This window comes from Haloarcula salinisoli, from assembly GCF_019599405.1.
GTDB lineage: Archaea > Halobacteriota > Halobacteria > Halobacteriales > Haloarculaceae > Haloarcula > Haloarcula salinisoli.
Window position 1 is genome coordinate 17657 of sequence record NZ_RKLQ01000002.1, and the last position, 16359, is coordinate 34015.

Annotated in this window: 16 protein-coding genes; 14 read left to right on the forward strand and 2 right to left on the reverse strand. The window is 67.6% G+C overall.

Translation table 11 applies throughout. The features are described from left to right. Positions 1 to 19: 19 nt before the first annotated feature. Positions 20 to 1333: a cytochrome P450 gene (locus tag EGD98_RS09145; RefSeq protein ID WP_220588075.1), complete on the reverse strand. Its 1314-nt coding sequence runs from the start codon at positions 1331 to 1333 to the stop codon at positions 20 to 22. An 82-nt stretch (positions 1334 to 1415) separates the two neighbouring features. Here EGD98_RS09145 and EGD98_RS21150 point away from each other — a divergent pair, with 82 nt between their 5' ends. The 14 genes from EGD98_RS21150 (at position 1416) to EGD98_RS09215 (ending at position 14841) form a co-directional block, all read left to right on the forward strand. Beyond that, positions 1416 to 2102, forward strand: a complete 687-nt coding sequence (locus tag EGD98_RS21150) for a helix-turn-helix domain-containing protein (protein WP_220588076.1) — start codon at positions 1416 to 1418, stop codon at positions 2100 to 2102. A 139-nt stretch (positions 2103 to 2241) separates the two neighbouring features. Beyond that, a complete protein-coding gene (locus EGD98_RS09155; RefSeq protein ID WP_220588077.1) occupies positions 2242 to 3057 on the forward strand; it encodes a DUF7827 domain-containing protein in 816 nt (271 codons plus the stop codon). 130 nt (positions 3058 to 3187) lie between these two features. Beyond that, positions 3188 to 4324 (forward strand): hypothetical protein, encoded by a 1137-nt coding sequence (locus EGD98_RS09160; RefSeq protein ID WP_220588078.1) that lies wholly within the window; start codon positions 3188 to 3190, stop codon positions 4322 to 4324. 29 nt (positions 4325 to 4353) lie between these two features. After that, on the forward strand, positions 4354 to 5244 hold the full coding sequence (gene lipA, locus EGD98_RS09165; protein WP_268899165.1) for a lipoyl synthase: 891 nt from the start codon (positions 4354 to 4356) through the stop codon (positions 5242 to 5244). A 326-nt stretch (positions 5245 to 5570) separates the two neighbouring features. Then, complete coding sequence (locus EGD98_RS09170) at positions 5571 to 7610, forward strand: BGTF surface domain-containing protein (protein WP_220588080.1); 2040 nt, start codon at positions 5571 to 5573, stop codon at positions 7608 to 7610. Between the two features lie 33 nt (positions 7611 to 7643). Continuing rightward, positions 7644 to 7805, forward strand: coding sequence for a hypothetical protein (locus EGD98_RS09175; protein ID WP_220588081.1), 162 nt, complete (start codon positions 7644 to 7646; stop codon positions 7803 to 7805). A gap of 51 nt (positions 7806 to 7856) precedes the next feature. Continuing rightward, on the forward strand, positions 7857 to 8147 hold the full coding sequence (locus EGD98_RS09180) for a hypothetical protein (RefSeq protein ID WP_220588082.1): 291 nt from the start codon (positions 7857 to 7859) through the stop codon (positions 8145 to 8147). Next, complete coding sequence (locus EGD98_RS09185; RefSeq protein ID WP_220589387.1) at positions 8147 to 8695, forward strand: NEW3 domain-containing protein; 549 nt, start codon at positions 8147 to 8149, stop codon at positions 8693 to 8695. Before EGD98_RS09180 ends, EGD98_RS09185 begins: the two co-directional genes overlap by 1 nt. 210 nt (positions 8696 to 8905) lie before the next feature. Then, positions 8906 to 10150 carry a hypothetical protein gene (locus EGD98_RS09190; RefSeq protein ID WP_220588083.1) on the forward strand — a complete coding sequence of 415 codons (1245 nt, stop codon included), beginning with the start codon at positions 8906 to 8908 and terminating at the stop codon, positions 10148 to 10150. A gap of 53 nt (positions 10151 to 10203) precedes the next feature. Next, on the forward strand, positions 10204 to 10575 hold the full coding sequence (locus EGD98_RS09195; protein WP_220588084.1) for a helix-turn-helix domain-containing protein: 372 nt from the start codon (positions 10204 to 10206) through the stop codon (positions 10573 to 10575). 1 nt (position 10576) lies between these two features. Continuing rightward, a complete protein-coding gene (locus tag EGD98_RS09200; RefSeq protein WP_220588085.1) occupies positions 10577 to 10912 on the forward strand; it encodes a DUF7521 family protein in 336 nt (111 codons plus the stop codon). Positions 10913 to 11003: 91 nt separating this feature from the next. Continuing rightward, positions 11004 to 12110 (forward strand): pyruvate dehydrogenase (acetyl-transferring) E1 component subunit alpha, encoded by a 1107-nt coding sequence (pdhA, locus tag EGD98_RS09205; protein ID WP_220589388.1) that lies wholly within the window; start codon positions 11004 to 11006, stop codon positions 12108 to 12110. Further along, positions 12107 to 13102, forward strand: a complete 996-nt coding sequence (locus EGD98_RS09210) for an alpha-ketoacid dehydrogenase subunit beta (protein ID WP_220588086.1) — start codon at positions 12107 to 12109, stop codon at positions 13100 to 13102. The genes pdhA and EGD98_RS09210 overlap by 4 nt, the downstream gene beginning before the upstream one ends. Positions 13103 to 13104: 2 nt before the next feature. Then, a complete protein-coding gene (locus EGD98_RS09215; RefSeq protein WP_220588087.1) occupies positions 13105 to 14841 on the forward strand; it encodes a 2-oxo acid dehydrogenase subunit E2 in 1737 nt (578 codons plus the stop codon). Here the strand turns inward: EGD98_RS09215 and EGD98_RS09220 are convergent, their stop codons facing one another. Continuing rightward, complete coding sequence (locus EGD98_RS09220) at positions 14842 to 16263, reverse strand: FAD-binding oxidoreductase (protein WP_220588088.1); 1422 nt, start codon at positions 16261 to 16263, stop codon at positions 14842 to 14844. Positions 16264 to 16359 lie beyond the last annotated feature (96 nt).

The following is a 16359-nucleotide window of genomic DNA, read 5'->3' on the forward strand; positions in this document are numbered from 1 at the left end:
GGCCGCCTGTCAGGACGGGCTACCGCCGATGGACCGTCGCCGTAATGTCCTGCTCGGGCCGGAGCGACAGCGAGGGCGTGAACGTGAGCGGGCCGTCGACCTCGACGTCCAGCGCCACTCGGCCCACCATCGTCGCCAGTGCGAGGGTCAGCTCCCGGCGCGCGAAGTCGGCGCCGATGCAGGCGCGCGGGCCCGCACTGAACGGGATATAGGCGTGGTCGGGTCGCGTCGTGTCTCGCGCCCAGCGGTCGGGGTCGAAGCGCTCGGGGTCGGTCCAGAACCGCTCGTCGCGGTGGAGCACCCACTGGGGGACAAACAGCTGCGAGCCGGCCGACAGCGTGTAGCCGTCGAGTGTCACGTCGGTCGTCGCCATCCGGTTGACGCCGGTCGTGGGCGGGTAGAGCCGGAGCGTCTCCCGGACGACGTTGCGGGTCCGGGTGAGCGCCTCGAACTCCGCAGCCGTCGGTCGGTCACCGTCGACGACCGCGTCGTACTCCGCGACGAGTTCGTCGAGAACGTCCCCGTGGTCGCTCAGCAGGCGCCAGGCGGACGCGAGCGCGTTCGACGGGGACTCGTGTCCTGCGAGCAACAGCCCGACGAGGTTGTGTCGCACCTCGGCCATCGAGAGGTCGCCCCGCTCGTGGGCCTCGAGCAGCACCGACAGGACGTCCTCGCCCGCGCCCGCCTCGCGGTCCGCGAGCAGCCCGTCGACGAGCTCGTCGAGTTCGGTCACCGACCGCCGGAACCGCCGGTCGGTCGGCGTCGGGACCCAGTCGGGGAGCAACTGGCCCGGCCGGCGGAAGTTCGTCCGGGCGACGAGCGCGTCGGCGGCCGCTATCACCACGTCCTCCTCGCCCCGGAGGTCGGCACCGACCAGCGAGTCGGCGAGCAACTGGACCGCGAGCGCTCGCATGGCCGCCGTCAGGTCGAGCCGGTCCCCCTCGGCCCAGTCGTCGACGAACCGGGCGGTCACCGCGGTCATCCGGTCGCCGTACTGCTGGAGGCGGTCGGGGGTGAACGCGGGGTGGAGCGCGCGCCGGAGTCGTTTCCACCGGTCGCCCGTCGCCGTCGTCACGGCGTGGTCCTCGATACCCTCGAAGGTCGCCTGCTGTCGCGGGCCGATGGTGAACCGGTCGTGCTGGTCGACGAGTATCTGTTCGACCAGGTCGGGCCCGCTGACCATGTACAGCGACTGGCCGGGGAACCGTAGCTCGACGAGGTCCCCGTGGTCGGCCCACGATTCCATCGCGTCCACCGGGCGCCGCGAGAACGCCCAGCCGTTCCCGACAAGCGGGAGCCCGGGCGGTGTCGGTGGGGAATCAGCCCTGCTCATACCCGAGCGTTGGGCCGACGGCCCCGTCGGGTTTCTGTCGAAGCACCTAGCTATTTTATTACAGCGGCCGTAGCGACCGGCCGTGAAGTATCTCGACGTCGAGATACGGCTCCCCGAGGAGCTGTTACATCCGATGGCCGCCTTCGTCCGTGACTCCGAGGCCGTCAGCTACGAGGAGCTGCTGGCCTGGAACGTCGACCCGTCGGCGGGCGTCGAGCAGGTGCTGTTCTACGTCGAGGGCGACGCCGACCGCTACCGGGACCAGGTCAGCACGGTCGAGACGATACAGTCGGTGCGGGTCGAGCCCATCGACGACCAGTCGCTGCATCTGTGGGCACGCGAGGAGATACGGCCCGAGACCGCGGCCTGGCGGGGGAGTTTCGCGGGGCGTCAGCTCGTGGTCGTCCCCCCGATTCGGTTCGACGCCGACGCAGCCATGTCGATGACGGTGGTCGGCGACGGCGGCGATATGCAGGCCGCCCTCGCGGCGCTGCCGCCGGCCGTCGACGTGACGGTGCGAGAGGTCGGCAGCTACGACCGACGCGGCGGCGGCCTCGCGGGCTCGCTCACCGACCGCCAGCGTCGGGCGCTCGCGACGGCCCACGAGGTCGGCTACTACGACGTGCCACGGACCGGGACGCTGGCCGACGTGGCCGAGGCGATGAGCTGTGCCCAGAGCACGGCCTCGCTACTCGTGCGGCGGGCCGAGCGCGACGTCGTCGGGTCGCTGGTTTCCCACCTCCGGACGCCCACGCTCGACCCGGCGTGACCGCCCGCCGAACTGCACGCTTCTGTCCGGCCCGAGTTCCACGGACACGCCAGACAGGTACAGCCCTTCGGCGTCCGGTCGCAGAGCTCTGTTCTGTTCACAAAACTTATTACATTAAATATAATATCCAGATTTTGCAATGAAGCCCTCCAGACAGTCAGTAATCGAACGTGCGAAACGGACAGGGACGCGACGAACTGGCCGCACACTGTTGCTCGTGCTGGCCGCAGTCGTGGGAACGACGGTGGCAGTCGCGGGTGGCGCAGCGGCCGTGGACAGCGGTGACGGGCCCGCCAGCGTCCAGACGGCAGACGGTGACGAGGCGACGCCGGCGTTCGGGGAGAACGTCTACATGGGCGAGCGCGGCGAGCCAGTCGACCTCACCATCGACGTGGGCGAGACCGACGTCGCGACGCTGCAGGTCGGCCTCACTAGCGAGCACAACTACTCCGCCACCGCCGAGGTGACAGACCAGAACGGCGACGGGACCGTCGTCGTCACCTTCGACAGCGGCGCGGCCGGCAGCGACGGTGAGGTCCTCTTCGCGCCCGAGGAAGACGATGCGGTGGGCAACGTCTCCCAGGCCGGCGAGTTCGCCGGAGCCAACGAGTCGACCGGCAGCGACGTCCTCGAGGCAGGCGAGTACAACCTACTTCTCAAATCGGGCGAGAAGAACGCGTCCCAGCTCGCGGCCGACGACGCCGACGAGCGAGCGACGCTGTCGCTGTCGGTGAGCCAGAGTGACACGGACACGCCGACCGACACGGACACGCCAGCTGACACGGACACGCCAACCGACACGGACACGCCTACCGACACGGACACGCCGACCAACGACGGGACGGGGATGCAGACCGAGACCGGAACGTCCGGCGGCTCCGGCCCCGGCTTCGGTGTCCTCGGGGCGCTCGTGGGGATAGTCGCGGTCGCGCTACTCGCCCGACGGTCAGTCTGACCGACGCCCGCCGAGCCGCTCTCCCGCCCGCCGCCACAGCGCATATTCGTCGGAGTCCGGGCGCGGTGACGGTCCACCGGGGAACCCCGGCGTGTAGTTTTAAATACTACATAGCCGTCCCGAAAACAAGATGGGCATTTTCGACGTACTCCGGGCGCTGTTCGGCGGTGGACAGCCGACAGCAGACGACGGGAGAACGGAGCCGACCGACGACGAAAGCGCGACGACACCCGACGACGACGGGGCGGAGTCGACCGACGACGGCGGATTCAGGATACCGGAAAACACCACGCGGGACGAGCGCGTCCCCTTTGGCGCACTGGCGGCCACGAACCGGGCGGAGCTCCACGAGAACGCCGAGGAGTTCGCCGAGTTCTGGAGCGAGTACGAGCTGGATTTTACACCGTCGTCGATACCGGACGTCGATGCGATGGTCGCGACACAGCAAGAGCGCGCGAACTACCTCTCGATAGACCTCGGCGACGGCTACGAGGGAGCGGTGGCGCCCATGGCCAGCGAACCGGCCGCGTACTTCGGCGAGGTGATGGTGCGCAACTACGATGCCGAGTGGACCTTCGACGAGGACTTCGGGTGGGCACTCCAGTTCGGCAACGGCCAGATAGTCAATATCTTCAAGACCGCCCATCAGGCCCTCGAGGGCGACCCACCCTTCGTCATGCTCCACGACACGTTCGTCGAGGACGTCGGACTGGACGGCGACCTGCTCGACACAGATGGCGGGCGCGCCGCGGTCATGGACGTCGACGAGGGTATCGACCCCGACGATTTCGACGACGAGGCGATAGCGGCGGCCGCCGGCGAGCGGGACGCCGAGGAGCTAATCGAGGACGTTCGAGGCGACGCCGAGGACCACGTCGAGGCGTGGCCGGCCTACGAGTTCGACTACTCCGTCGAGTCGCTCGAGCGGCTGGACGAACTCGTCACAGCGGAGTTCTCCGGGCCGGCCTTTGCCGACGCCGAGGTCGGGTCGACCGACGACGAGGCCTCGATACTGCTGACTGCTCACACGGTCAATGCCGGGTCCTACTTCGGTGAGGTGCTCCGTCGCGAACTCGGCGGGTCGTGGCGTCACACGGAGACGGACGGGTTGCAACTCGAACTCCCAGTCTCGGACGGTGCGGCGCGTGTCAGCCCGATTGCGATGGCCGAGTCCTGCCTGGCCGGTGACGATACGTTCACCGACAGATACGCGGGCGTCCGCGAGGTCCTCGACGAGGTCGGAGAGCAGCTAGAGAGCGGGGACTGAACCCAACGGCTTTTGTCCCGACAGTCCAACTGCCGACAATGAGTCGTTCGCGAAAGCCCGACTGGCTCAAGACGGCGCCGCCGTCGGGCGAGCGGTTCACGGATATCAAGCGGAGCCTCCGCGAGCGGGACCTCCATACGGTCTGTGAGGAGGCCAACTGCCCGAACATGGGCGAGTGCTGGAGCGGCGAGTCGGGCCCCGGGACGGCGACGTTCATGCTGATGGGCGACCGCTGCTCGCGGGGGTGTAACTTCTGTGACGTCGAGACGGGCGGCATGGAGGCGCTGGACAAAGAGGAACCCGCAAACGTCGCCGACGCCGTCGCCGACATCGGCCTCGATTACGTCGTCCTGACCAGCGTCGACCGCGACGACCTCCCCGACCAGGGGGCGGGCCACTTCGCCGAGACCATCCGGGAGATAAAGCGGCGCGATTCCGATATTCTCGTCGAGTGTCTGATTCCCGATTTCCGGGGCGAGCCCGACCTCGTCCGGAAGATAATCGACGCCGAGCCGGACGTGCTGGCTCACAACATCGAGACCGTAGATAGGTTACAGTGGCCGGTCCGGGACCGGCGGGCGGGCTACGAGCAGTCACTGTCCGTGCTCCGGCAGGCGAGTCGGGAGAGCGATATCTTCACCAAGACCAGTCTCATGCTGGGCGTCGGCGAATACGCCCACGAGGTGTACCAGACCCTCTCGGACCTGCGACAGGTCAGCACCGATATCGTCACCTTCGGCCAGTATCTCCAGCCCTCGCGGTCGCATCTGGAAGTCTCGGAGTACGTCCATCCCGACGTCTTCGACACCTGGCAGCGGGTGGCCGAGGAGGAGTTCGACTTCCAGTACTGCGCCTCTGGCCCGATGGTCCGGTCGTCCTATCGGGCCGGGGAGCTTTTTGTCGAGAGCCAGCTCGCGTAGCGACCTCGGGTCCGAACGAGAATCGACGGCGAAGCGTACGAGAGCAAGCTTGCGTCGGGAACAGGGGAGCATCGCAGGGCAACCGGCAGTCTGTCGAGACACGGAGCCATCTCGCACCGCTGACCCAGATGTGCCGCTCGCGCCGAAACGCCGAAATTTTCGACGGTGCAGGGATTTACCGGCGGCGAAGTGAAAGAAAGGTAACGTTGCAGCGAGTTTACTTGCAAACTACCCGCTCGGAGCCTCTCTTACCTTCTATATAATGCAATATTGTGCGCCAGTTTACACAAAGAATTTATGCAAATTACTTGAATTTTTGATTTGCAATGTCGAAAGAAAGCTCTCCAAAACGCGCCATCGGCTGGCGTACTGCCCTTTCGAAGGGCAGCGTGTTCCTCACGACACTGCTTGCAGTCGTGGGGTTGACAGTCGCGGCAGCCGGCGGCGCAGTTGCCCTCCAGTCAGACGGTGAACCGGTCAATTCAGAGACCACCTACTACACCGGACAGGCGGTCACCGTTGACGGCCTTGACGCAAACGAGACGTATCGTGTCCGACAAGTGAACGCCGACGACGAGCCCGGAACGCTCCAACGCGTGCTTGAAAACAACGCGGGTACCATCGAGTTCACGCTCGACGGCACCCTCTCCGAGGGCGAGTTCGTCATCGTCAACGAGAGTGGGTTCGTCGTTCCGGTCGACCAGGGGACTGCGGAGACCCCGCTGAGCCCCAGCCCGTCGCACACCCGATCTGCTGCCTTCGAAGTCGTCACGCAGGACCTGTCGACCGAGTTCGAGGACCAGTCGACCAGCAACGATGGCACGGCAGCCACCGTAGAGTACGAGATTAGCTCCGACGTCCGGAACAACTACGCTGTGAACGTCTCCGCCGACGGACTGAACGTTGACGACCTCAACGGCATCTTCGGCGACGCGAACACTACGCAAGAGTACCCCGACGAAGACACGGTCACGGTCAACCGCGGCACCACCGCCGAGGGGACCTACGACCTCGACTTCACGAACATCAGCGCCGACACCTACACGTTCGAAGTGAGCGTGACGGACGCCGATGCCTCCGACTCCGAGACCATCGAGGTCACGGACACGGGCGACGCCCACCAGCCGGACGGCGAACCGCTCAGTTCCGACTCCACCTACTACACCGGACAGGCGGTCACCGTTGACGGCCTTGACGCAAACGAGGCGTATGGTGTCCGACAAGTGAACGCCGACGACGAGCCCAGAAGGCTCCAGCGCGTGCTTGAAACCGACGCGGGTACCGTCGAGTTCACGCTCGACGGCGCCCTCTCCGAGGGGGAATTCGTCATCGTCAACCAGGATGGATTCGTCGTTCCGGTCGACCAGGGGACTGCGGAGACCCCGCTGAGCGCCAGCGCGTCGCACACCCGATCTGCTGCCTTCGAAGTCATCACGCAGGACCTGTCGACCGAGTTCGAGGACCAGTCGACCAGCAACGATGGCACGGCAGCCACCGTGGAGTACGAGATCAGCTCCACCGTCCGGAGCAAATACGCTGTGAACGTCTCCGCCGACGGACTGGATGTTGACGACCTCAACGACATCTTCGGCGACGCGAACACTACGCAAGAGTACCCCGACGAAGATACGGTCACGGTCAACCGCGGCACCACCGCCGAGGGGACCTACGACCTCGACTTCACGAACATCAGCGCCGACACCTACACGTTCGAAACGAACGTGACGGACGCCGACGCCTCCGACTCCGAGACCATCGAGGTCACGCACGGTGAGGCCGGCACGGAGGCCAGTCTCGACTACGAGGGAGACACCCTCAACGTCAAGAACACCGGCGGCCAGACGATTTCCGGGAACACGACGCTCGATCCCGGTACCGTACTGTCGGTCCGTATCGAGAGCACCGACGACACCGACCAGTTCGTCTTCGAGTCCGAGGCGATGGTTCAGGAGGACGGTAGCTTCAGCGTCACAGGGGACTTCTCCGAGTACGACTCCGGCACCGAGTTCGAAGTGACCGTCCTCGACGGTGACACCGAGCTGACTTCCGCCGACGGCGAAGTGGTGGCACCGACACACCTCGTGTACGACGGTGACACCCTCAACGTCCAGAACTCGGACAATCAGACGGTCTCCGGGAACACGACGCTCGATTCCGGAACTGAGCTGACGGTCCGTATCCAGAGTACCGACGACACCGACCAGTTCGTCTTCGAGTCCGAGACGACCGTCCAGGACGACCACAGCTTCAGTGTCAGCCAGGACTTCTCCAGCGCCGAGCCGGGTACCGAGTTCGAGGTGATCGTCCTCGACGGTGACACCGAACTGACTACCGCCGAGGGGGAGGTCGCCGAGAACGAAACCTAGAACAACGAAACGGGCGGGAGCAGCACGCTCTCGATGACGGCCACGTCGAACCCGACCCTCGACGGGACCGTCCGCGTGCAGTTCACCGTCGAGAACACCGGGAGGGAGACCACCCCGGTGATCGTCAACGCCAGTGACGTGGTCGCGCCGGACGCGCTGTCGCTCAGCAACCACTCGAGCCAGGGCGGCGTCTGACGAGCGTCCGCACACACGTGGCTGTTCCAGGACCTCGAACCCGACGAGAGCGTGACGGCATCCGTCGACGTCGCGGTCGATTCGAACGCCAGCGACCATACCGTGACCGGCACGGCAAGCGGGAACGGCCAGACGGTGTCGGCGACTACAACGGTCGACCGCGACGGGCTGGCGACGGTCCAGGCGGTCGACAGTAACGATGACGATACCCTCGACAACGCCGAGGTCGTCCAGCCGATCAACAGCTGGCGAAGCGACGACCCGGTCGGCGACTCCAACGAGACCATCACGAACGACGAGAGACGGGAGATAATCAACCTCTGGGAGCAGGGAGGCGCCTGATGAGATGGGGAACGACTGCCACCGTGGCGATGCTGCTGGTCGTGCTGGCCACAGCTCCCGTCACAGCCCAGTCGGACGCCACCAGCCTGACGGCCACCGCCGGCGAGGCGACGCCCGGCGAGACGGTCACGCTGACCTTCGAGTTCGCAAACAACGGTGACGAACCGATTGCGACTATCGTCTCCGTCAGCGAACTGCCCGACGACTGGACCGTCCAGTCCCACGCGGACGACGGCGGCGTCTGGCGCGATGACCGCTCGTGGCTCTTCCAGAGCGTCGAGGCCGGCGGTTCGGTCGCGCCCTCGATAACGGTGGCCGTGCCGGACGACGCGACGGACCCGGTCACTGTCGCGGGGAACGCGATGGTTGGTAACAAGACCGTGACGGGCCAGACGACGGTCACGGTTGCCGAGAGCCAGGCGACGGCGACCGGCGAGTCCAGCCAGACGCCGACCGGGACGAGCGACGGCTCCGGCCCCGGGTTCGGGGTCGGCACAGCCCTCGCGGCGGCGCTCGGACTGGCGCTCGTCATCGGCCGGTCACAGTAGCCGACCGGCCGCTGTGGCCACGGCAGACCGAGTGCGTCGGGACCGGTCGTCATACCGTGCCGGGGTACCATTCGTTGAGAGTGGTCGCCGGGAAAGAGCCAGGACGGCGAGCGCAGGCGAGCGACTGAGTACTTAACAGTTTCTACGGTCTGCAGCCGGCTGCCGAGCGACAGCCCGGTTTAACATAGTTGCCGAGTAGTTACCAGACAGATGTCGCCTTCACCTGACACCCGCCTCTCGCGCCGGGCGGCGCTCCGTGCCGGCGCCGCGGCGGTGACTGCCACGGCACTGACCGGCTGTAGCGGCCTCCCGCCGCTGGGGTCGAAAGTCAGATACGGCACCGTTCCGGCGCCCGACGCGCGGGCCCCGACCTACCGCGAGTGGCTCCCCGCGGCCGACGCCTTCCCCGATTCCGCGGACGCTGACGGCGCCTACAACGTCCACGCATACGAGCCCCCACCTGCTGACGCGCCGGCCTGGACCAGAGGGAGCGTCGCGCGGACCCGCGTCGCCACGCAGTCCGACTACGTTGGCCTCCACGTCGACGACGTCGACGTCGCGGTCGGCATCAGCAACCTCCTGGCGGAGAGCATCGCACTCGTACTGGCCGGCGACGTCGACCGGGGAGCCGTCCGGGAGACGGTCGCCGAGACCAGCTACGAGGCCGGCGACACCGAGAACGGATACAGTGTCTACACACGGCCCGACGCCGACCGCGTGCTGGGCGTCTCGGCGGACGGGCTGGTGTTCGCCAGCGGCCCGAGCGCACGGGAGATTATGACCACCGTCGCGGACGCGCGACGGAGAGAGGTAAAGCGGTACCACGAGGTGTCGGCGGACTTCGCGGAGCTGTCGGCCGGCGCGGGCAGCCGCCGGTGGACGTGGCTGATGCCGGGGACGATACGGAGCGGCGACCAGCAGTCGACGGACACGGTGTTCTGGGACACCGTGGGCCGAGCGTACGCGTTCAGTCACGACGACGACACCGCCTACAGCGTCCGGACGTGGCTGTTCCCGGACGGATACGACGTGACGGTGGGGGAGGTGAAGACGGCGCTCGAGCGGCGCGCACGGGCGAACGAGGCCGACGCGGTCGAGGTCAGCGTCGACGGGCGGGTCGCGACGATGGAGCTCTCCCGGCCGCTGGAGGAGTACCGCGAGGACACCACGACACTCGTGGTCCCCCACGTGGCGTGGCGTACCGAATACGACGTGGCCGCCGAGAGGCTGTCCTTCCACCACGAGGCCGGCGATACGATCGAGACCGACCGCCTCGTCGTACGGGCGCCCGGCATCGACGACAGAGCCGACTTCGACGTGGGCGACACCCTCGAACCGGGCGAGGCATTGACCGTCTCGACGGCTGGCGTCGACTCCGGCGAGACCGTCCAACTCGTGTACGAGAGTCCGGACGGCGACGCGACCGCGACGCTGGCCCACTGGGAGCGACCATGAGACAGCCACACCGGGTCGGACGACCGAACCCGGCCCGCACGACACTGACAACTATGACACCAGCACGCGACGACACGGGCGTGCCGGCCGACCCGACGCTCGAAACGGTCGTCGCGCTCCTCGACGACGACCACGCACGGGCCATCCTCACCGCGACGAGCGACGACGCCCTGAGCGCGAAGGAGCTGAGCGAGCGCTGTGACATCTCGCAGGCGACGGTGTACCGACGGGTCGACCGCCTGACAGACGCCGGGCTGGTCACCGAGCGGACGCGCCCGCGGGCCGACGGCCACCACGACACCGTCTACGCGGCCACGCTCGACGAACTGACCGTGCGCCTGCGCGACGGGGAACTCGAGTTCGAACTCGACCGGGTCGGCGACGACGTTGCCGACCGACTCACGCGGCTCTGGGAGGAGTTCTGAGATGGTGCTCGACCAGTTCACGCCGCTGGGGCTCGCGGAACTTGCCGTGACCGCCCTCACCTCGCTGGTGGGACTGTACATCGGCTATCAGGCCTACCGCGGGCTCCGGCGACACGACAGCCCGCCGATGCGGTATCTCTCCGCCGGGCTCATCCTCCTCTTCGGTGTGACCTACGTCATCGCCTTCACCGGCAACGCGCTGTTCCGACTCGGGACGGTGCCGCTGTGGTATCAGGGGTACTTCCGGCTCGCCGTCAGGGTGATTCAGCTCGCCGGTGTGGGCTGTATCGCCTACTCGCTGTATCTCACTCGCAGCGACGGTGTCGTCGCGGGCTGATTCTCACGACAGAATCGGCATCGCTGGCCGCGAAAACCCTAAGCATGGTGCGTGCCAACGTCTAGCGTATGTATCGCGCAGGGTGGTCCCACTGAGCGTCCTACAGCGCGAGCCCGGCGACCGGGTACAGATACTCGACGAGGACGGGCAGGTCGTCGACGGGGCGACCGTCCCCGACCTCTCCGACGACGCCCTCGTCGAGATGTACCGGTATCTCAAGCTCGGTCGGCACTTCGACCAGCGCGCCGTCAGTCTCCAGCGCCAGGGCCGCATGGGCACCTACCCGCCGATGGCCGGCCAGGAGGCCTCCCAGGTCGGCAGCGCGATGGCCCTCTCGGATGGGGACTGGACGTTCCCGAGCTACCGGGAACACCTCGCACTCGCGGTGCGGGGCTGGTCGCTCTCGGACGACCTGCTGTACTGGATGGGCAACGAGGCCGGCAACGCCCCGCCGGAGGACGTACAGGTGTTCTCGATGGCGGTGCCCATCGCCACCCAGATACCCCACGCGACGGGGGCGGCCTGGGCCGCCAAACTCCGCGGTGACGACGCCGTCGTGCTCACCTACTTCGGCGACGGGGCGACCAGCGAGGGGGATTTCCACGAGGGACTGAACTTCGCGGGCGTCTTCGACGTGCCCGCTGTCTTCTTCTGTAACAACAACCAGTGGGCCATCTCCTTGCCCCGGGAGCGCCAGACTGCCAGCGCGACGCTCGCACAGAAGGCCGCGGCCTACGGCTTCGACGGCGTGCAGGTCGACGGGATGGACCCACTGGCGGTGTACCAGGTCACGAGCGAGGCCGTCGCGAAGGCGCGGAATCCACCGGACGGGGAGCTGCGGCCGACGCTCATCGAGGCAGTGCAGTACCGGTTTGGCGCCCACACGACCGCCGACGACCCCTCGGTCTACCGCGAGGACGAGGAGGTCGAGCGCTGGAAGCGCAAAGACCCCATCCCCCGGCTGGAGACGTTCCTGCGCGAGCGGGGGGTACTGGACGACGAGCGGGTCGGCGATATCGAGGAGTCGGTCGCCGACGAGGTGGCCGACGCCATCGAGACCGCCGAGTCGACCGAGCGGCCCAGCCCCGAAGCGATGTTCGCCCACGTCTACGCGGAGATGCCCAAACGCCTCGAACAGCAACTCCAGTATCTGCGCGACCTGCGCGACCGTCACGGCGACGAGGAGCTGTTCCAATGAGTTCCGAGAGCGCCACCCAGAACCTCACGCTCGTCCAGGCCGTGCGCGACGGCCTGTATGGCGAGATGGAACGGGACGACGACGTGCTCGTCATGGGCGAAGACGTCGGGCGCAACGGCGGCGTCTTCCGGGCGACACAGGGCCTCTACGAGGAGTTCGGCGCCGACCGCGTCGTCGACACGCCACTGGCCGAGTCGGGCATCGTCGGCACCGCTATCGGCATGGCGGCCTACGGCCTGCGGCCGGTCCCCGAGCTCCAGTTTGCCGGGTTCATGTACCCCGGCTTCGACCAGATTGTGAGCCACGCGGCCCGCTTGCGCACCCGAAGCCGGGGCCGCTACACGTGCCCGATAACGATTCGGGCGCCCTACGGCGGCGGCATCCGTGCGCCCGAACACCACTCCGAGTCCAAGGAGGCCTTCTACACCCACGAGCCGGGGTTGAAAGTCGTCGTGCCGTCGACGCCGGCCGACGCCAAGGGGCTGCTCGCCGCCGCCATCCGTGACCCCGACCCCGTGGTCGTCCTCGAACCGAAGCTCATCTACCGGGCGTTCCGCGAGAGCGTCCCCGAGGAGCCGTATACAGTCGAGCTAGGTACTGCCGAAGTCCGCCGCGAGGGCGAGGATATCTCGGTGTTCACCTGGGGCGCGATGGTCCGGAAGACGTTGGACGCCGCCGAGGAACTCGCCGAGGACGGCGTCGACGTGGAGGTCGTCGACCTCCGCACACTGAAACCGATGGACACCGACACTATCGTCGCCTCCTTCGAGAAGACCGGCCGCGCCGCCGTGGTCCACGAGGCACCGAAAACCGGCGGGCTGGCCGGCGAGATCATCGCCACCATCCAGGAAGAAGCGCTGCTGTATCAGGAAGCGCCGGTGACGCGAATCACGGGCTTCGACGTCCCCTTCCCACTCTATGCGCTGGAGGACTACTACCTCCCCGAGACTGCCCGCATCAAAGACGGTATCACCGAGGCCGTCGAGTTCTGACCATGTTCGAGTTCGAGTTGCCCGACCTGGGTGAGGGGGTCGCAGAGGGTGAGGTGCTTGCCTGGCACGTCGCGGTCGGCGACGCGGTCGCCGAGGACCAGGTGCTCGCCGAAGTCGAGACCGACAAGGCCGCCGTCGACGTCCCGTCGCCGGTCGACGGCGTCGTCCGCGAACTGCACGCCGAGGTCGGCGATATCGTCGCCACCGGCGAGGTGCTGGTCTCCATCGAGGAGGGCGTCGAAGCAGAGAGCGCCGAGACGGCCGAAGGCGGCGGAGAGGCCGCCGGCAGCGAGGCGGCCAGCGACGAGACGGCCGCCGACAGCCGCGCCTTCGCCCCGCCGAGTGTGCGACGGCTCGCCCGCGAGCAGGGTGTCGACATCACCGCCGTCGAGGGGTCCGGGCCGAGCGGCCGCATCACCGAGGCCGACGTGGAAGCGGCCGCCAGCGAGGCGGCCGACGACGACGACGGCCCGACGTCGGTCGTCTCGCAGGTCGACGAGGGCGAGCGTGACGGTCCGACCTCGGTCGTCTCGAAAGTGAGCGACGACGAGGACGACGACAGTGGCCCGACGTCCGTGGTCTCGAAAGTGAGCGACGACGACGGGCCGACGAGAGTTATCTCGCCCGTCGAGGACGACGGCGACACCGAGACGACCGTCGTCGACCTCCGGGACGACGGGCCGGCCGTCAAGTCCGCCGTCCGGCGGGCGACTTCCGACCCGATGGCCGAGCGCCGTGACCACACGCTGGCGACGCCGGCCACGCGTCGGCTCGCCCGCGAGCTGGGCGTCGACATCGACGCCGTCCCGACCGACGAGACCCGCGAGGGCGAGCCCTACGTCGACGCGGCGGCCGTGCGCGCTGTCGCCAGCGAGGCGCGAAGCGCCTCGGATAGCGCGAACGGTGAAACCGTGAGCGAGCGCGAAGAGGTATCCGGCGAGATTACCGACGAGGACGTTCGCGAGGTTGCCCAGCGAGTGGTCTCGGAACTCCAGGAGACGGCAGCCGAGGTCGGCGCGGAGCCGACGCCTGTCGAGGCGAGCGACGCGGACCGGCGGGAGCCATATCGCGGGGTCCGCCGGAGTATCGGCGAGCAGATGGCCCGCTCCCGGCGCGAGGTCCCCCACGCGACCCACCACGACAAAGTGGCCGTCCCCGGGCTCGTCGAGGCCCGCGAGCGACTCCAGCCGCTGGCCGAGAAAGAGGGCGTCGAGCTCACTTACACGCCGCTGGTGCTGAAATGTGTCGCCGCCGCGCTGGAGGAACACCCGATTCTCGCGACGCAACTGGACACGGAAGCCGAGGAGATTGTCTACCGGAGCGACCGCGATATCGGGGTGGCGACGGCGACCGACCACGGGCTCGTCGTCCCCGTCGTCGAGGACGTCGACGAGAAGGGGCTGCTGGAGCTCGCCGCAGACACAAGTGAACTCGTCTCCCGCGCGCGCAATCGCGACATCGACCGCGAGGAGATGCAGGGGGGCGTCTTCACCGTCACGAACTTCGGCGCCATCGGCGGGGAGTACGCCGACCCCGTGATCAACGTCCCCGAGACGGCCATCCTGGGCGTGGGCGCACTGAAAGAGCGGCCGGTCGCCAGGGACGGCGAGGTCGTCGCGGAACCGACGCTGACGCTCTCGCTGGCCATCGACCACCGGGTCATCGACGGGGCCGACGCCGCGCGGTTCATGAACACGCTGAAAGAGTATCTCGCGGACCCGACGCGGCTGCTGGCGTAACTACGTCTCGGGCGCGATGTTCTGGTTCAGGTGGAACAGGTTCTCGGGGTCGTAGGTCGTCTTCACCGCGACCAGTCGGTCGTAGTTCTCGCCGAACAGGAGGTTTGCGGGGTCCTGGGCGAAGCCCGGGAAGTTGCCGTAGCGGCCGCCCGAGACGGCCAGGTCCTCCGCGGCGGCAAAGCCCGTCCGGGCCCACTCGACGTTTGGGTCGTCCGCGTCCGGGTCCTCCCAGTTGGCCTCGAACGTCAGCATGAACGGCTTGTCGCGGTGCCAGAACGCGGTCCCGTCCTGGGACACGTCGGCGACGGCACCGCCGAGCCACCAGATGTCGACCGTCGAGAGGTCGGAGGGGGCGCTGTCGTTGTACCGCACCATCAGGTCGACGACCTCGTCGGTCAGGTCCGCCAGGTAGAGCGACTTCCAGTAGTACCTGAGCCCGTCGGGGTAGTCCTCGTCGAGCAGCGCCTGCAAGTCCTCGAAGTGAGTCCGTTCGCTGAGGTCGACGATGGGGTCGCCGTCGGTCAGCGGGCCCAGCACGTCGTCGAACGTCTCCGGGTCGCCCCGATAACAGCCGAAGAAGACGAGCGCCGGCTCGCCCCACGCGTCCTCGGGGAACGGCCCCTCGTCGGGAACCTGCGCGAGGAAGGGGAGGACGGCCACGTGTCGTGGTGCCGACTCGGTCCACTCGCGGAAGGTCGCCATGCGCCCGGCGGCCTCGTCTGCGTGGTACCAGACGAACAGCTGGGACACCTCCGGGCCGACCTCGTGGAGTTGGTATTCGAGCGACGTGACGACGCCGAAGTTGCCACCACCGCCTCTGATGGCCCAGAACAGGTCTTCGTGCTCGTCCTCGCTGGCCGTCCTGACCTCGCCGTCGGCGGTGACGATGTCCACCTCGCGGAGGTTGTCCGCCGCCAGCCCGTACTCCCGCGAGAGGTGGCCGTAGCCGCCGTTGAGCGTGAGCCCGGCGACGCCCGTCTCCGTCACGACGCCCAGCGGCGTCGCGAGACCGAACAGCTGAGTCTCGTGGTCGACGTCACCGAGGAGCGCGCCGGCGCCGGCCCGGACCGTCTCGGCCTCGGGGTCGACGTGGACGCCGTTCATCAGCGAGAGGTCTATCATCAGGCCGCCGTCGGCGACGGCGCTCCCGGAGACGTTGTGCCCGCCGCCGTGTATCGACACGTCGGCGTCGGTCTCCCGGGCGAAGTCGACGGCCGCGACGACGTCCGCCGTCCCGGTGCACTGGACGACGACGGCGGGGTAGTTGTCTATCATCCCGTTCCATATCGTCCGGGCCTCGTCGTAGCCGTCGTCGCCGGGTTCCAGCACCGTCCCCCGGACGCGCTCGGCGAGTGACCGGATGGTCCCATCGGCGAATTCGGTGACCGTTCGCTGTCGCTCGTGGTTGGCTGTCTCTCCCATGGTACTAGTTGACTATGAGGCAGCAAAGCTATGTGCCGGCTGCCGGGGAGTAGGGCGCCGTTAGCGACGAAACGGGCCGAATTACTTCCAGCAATC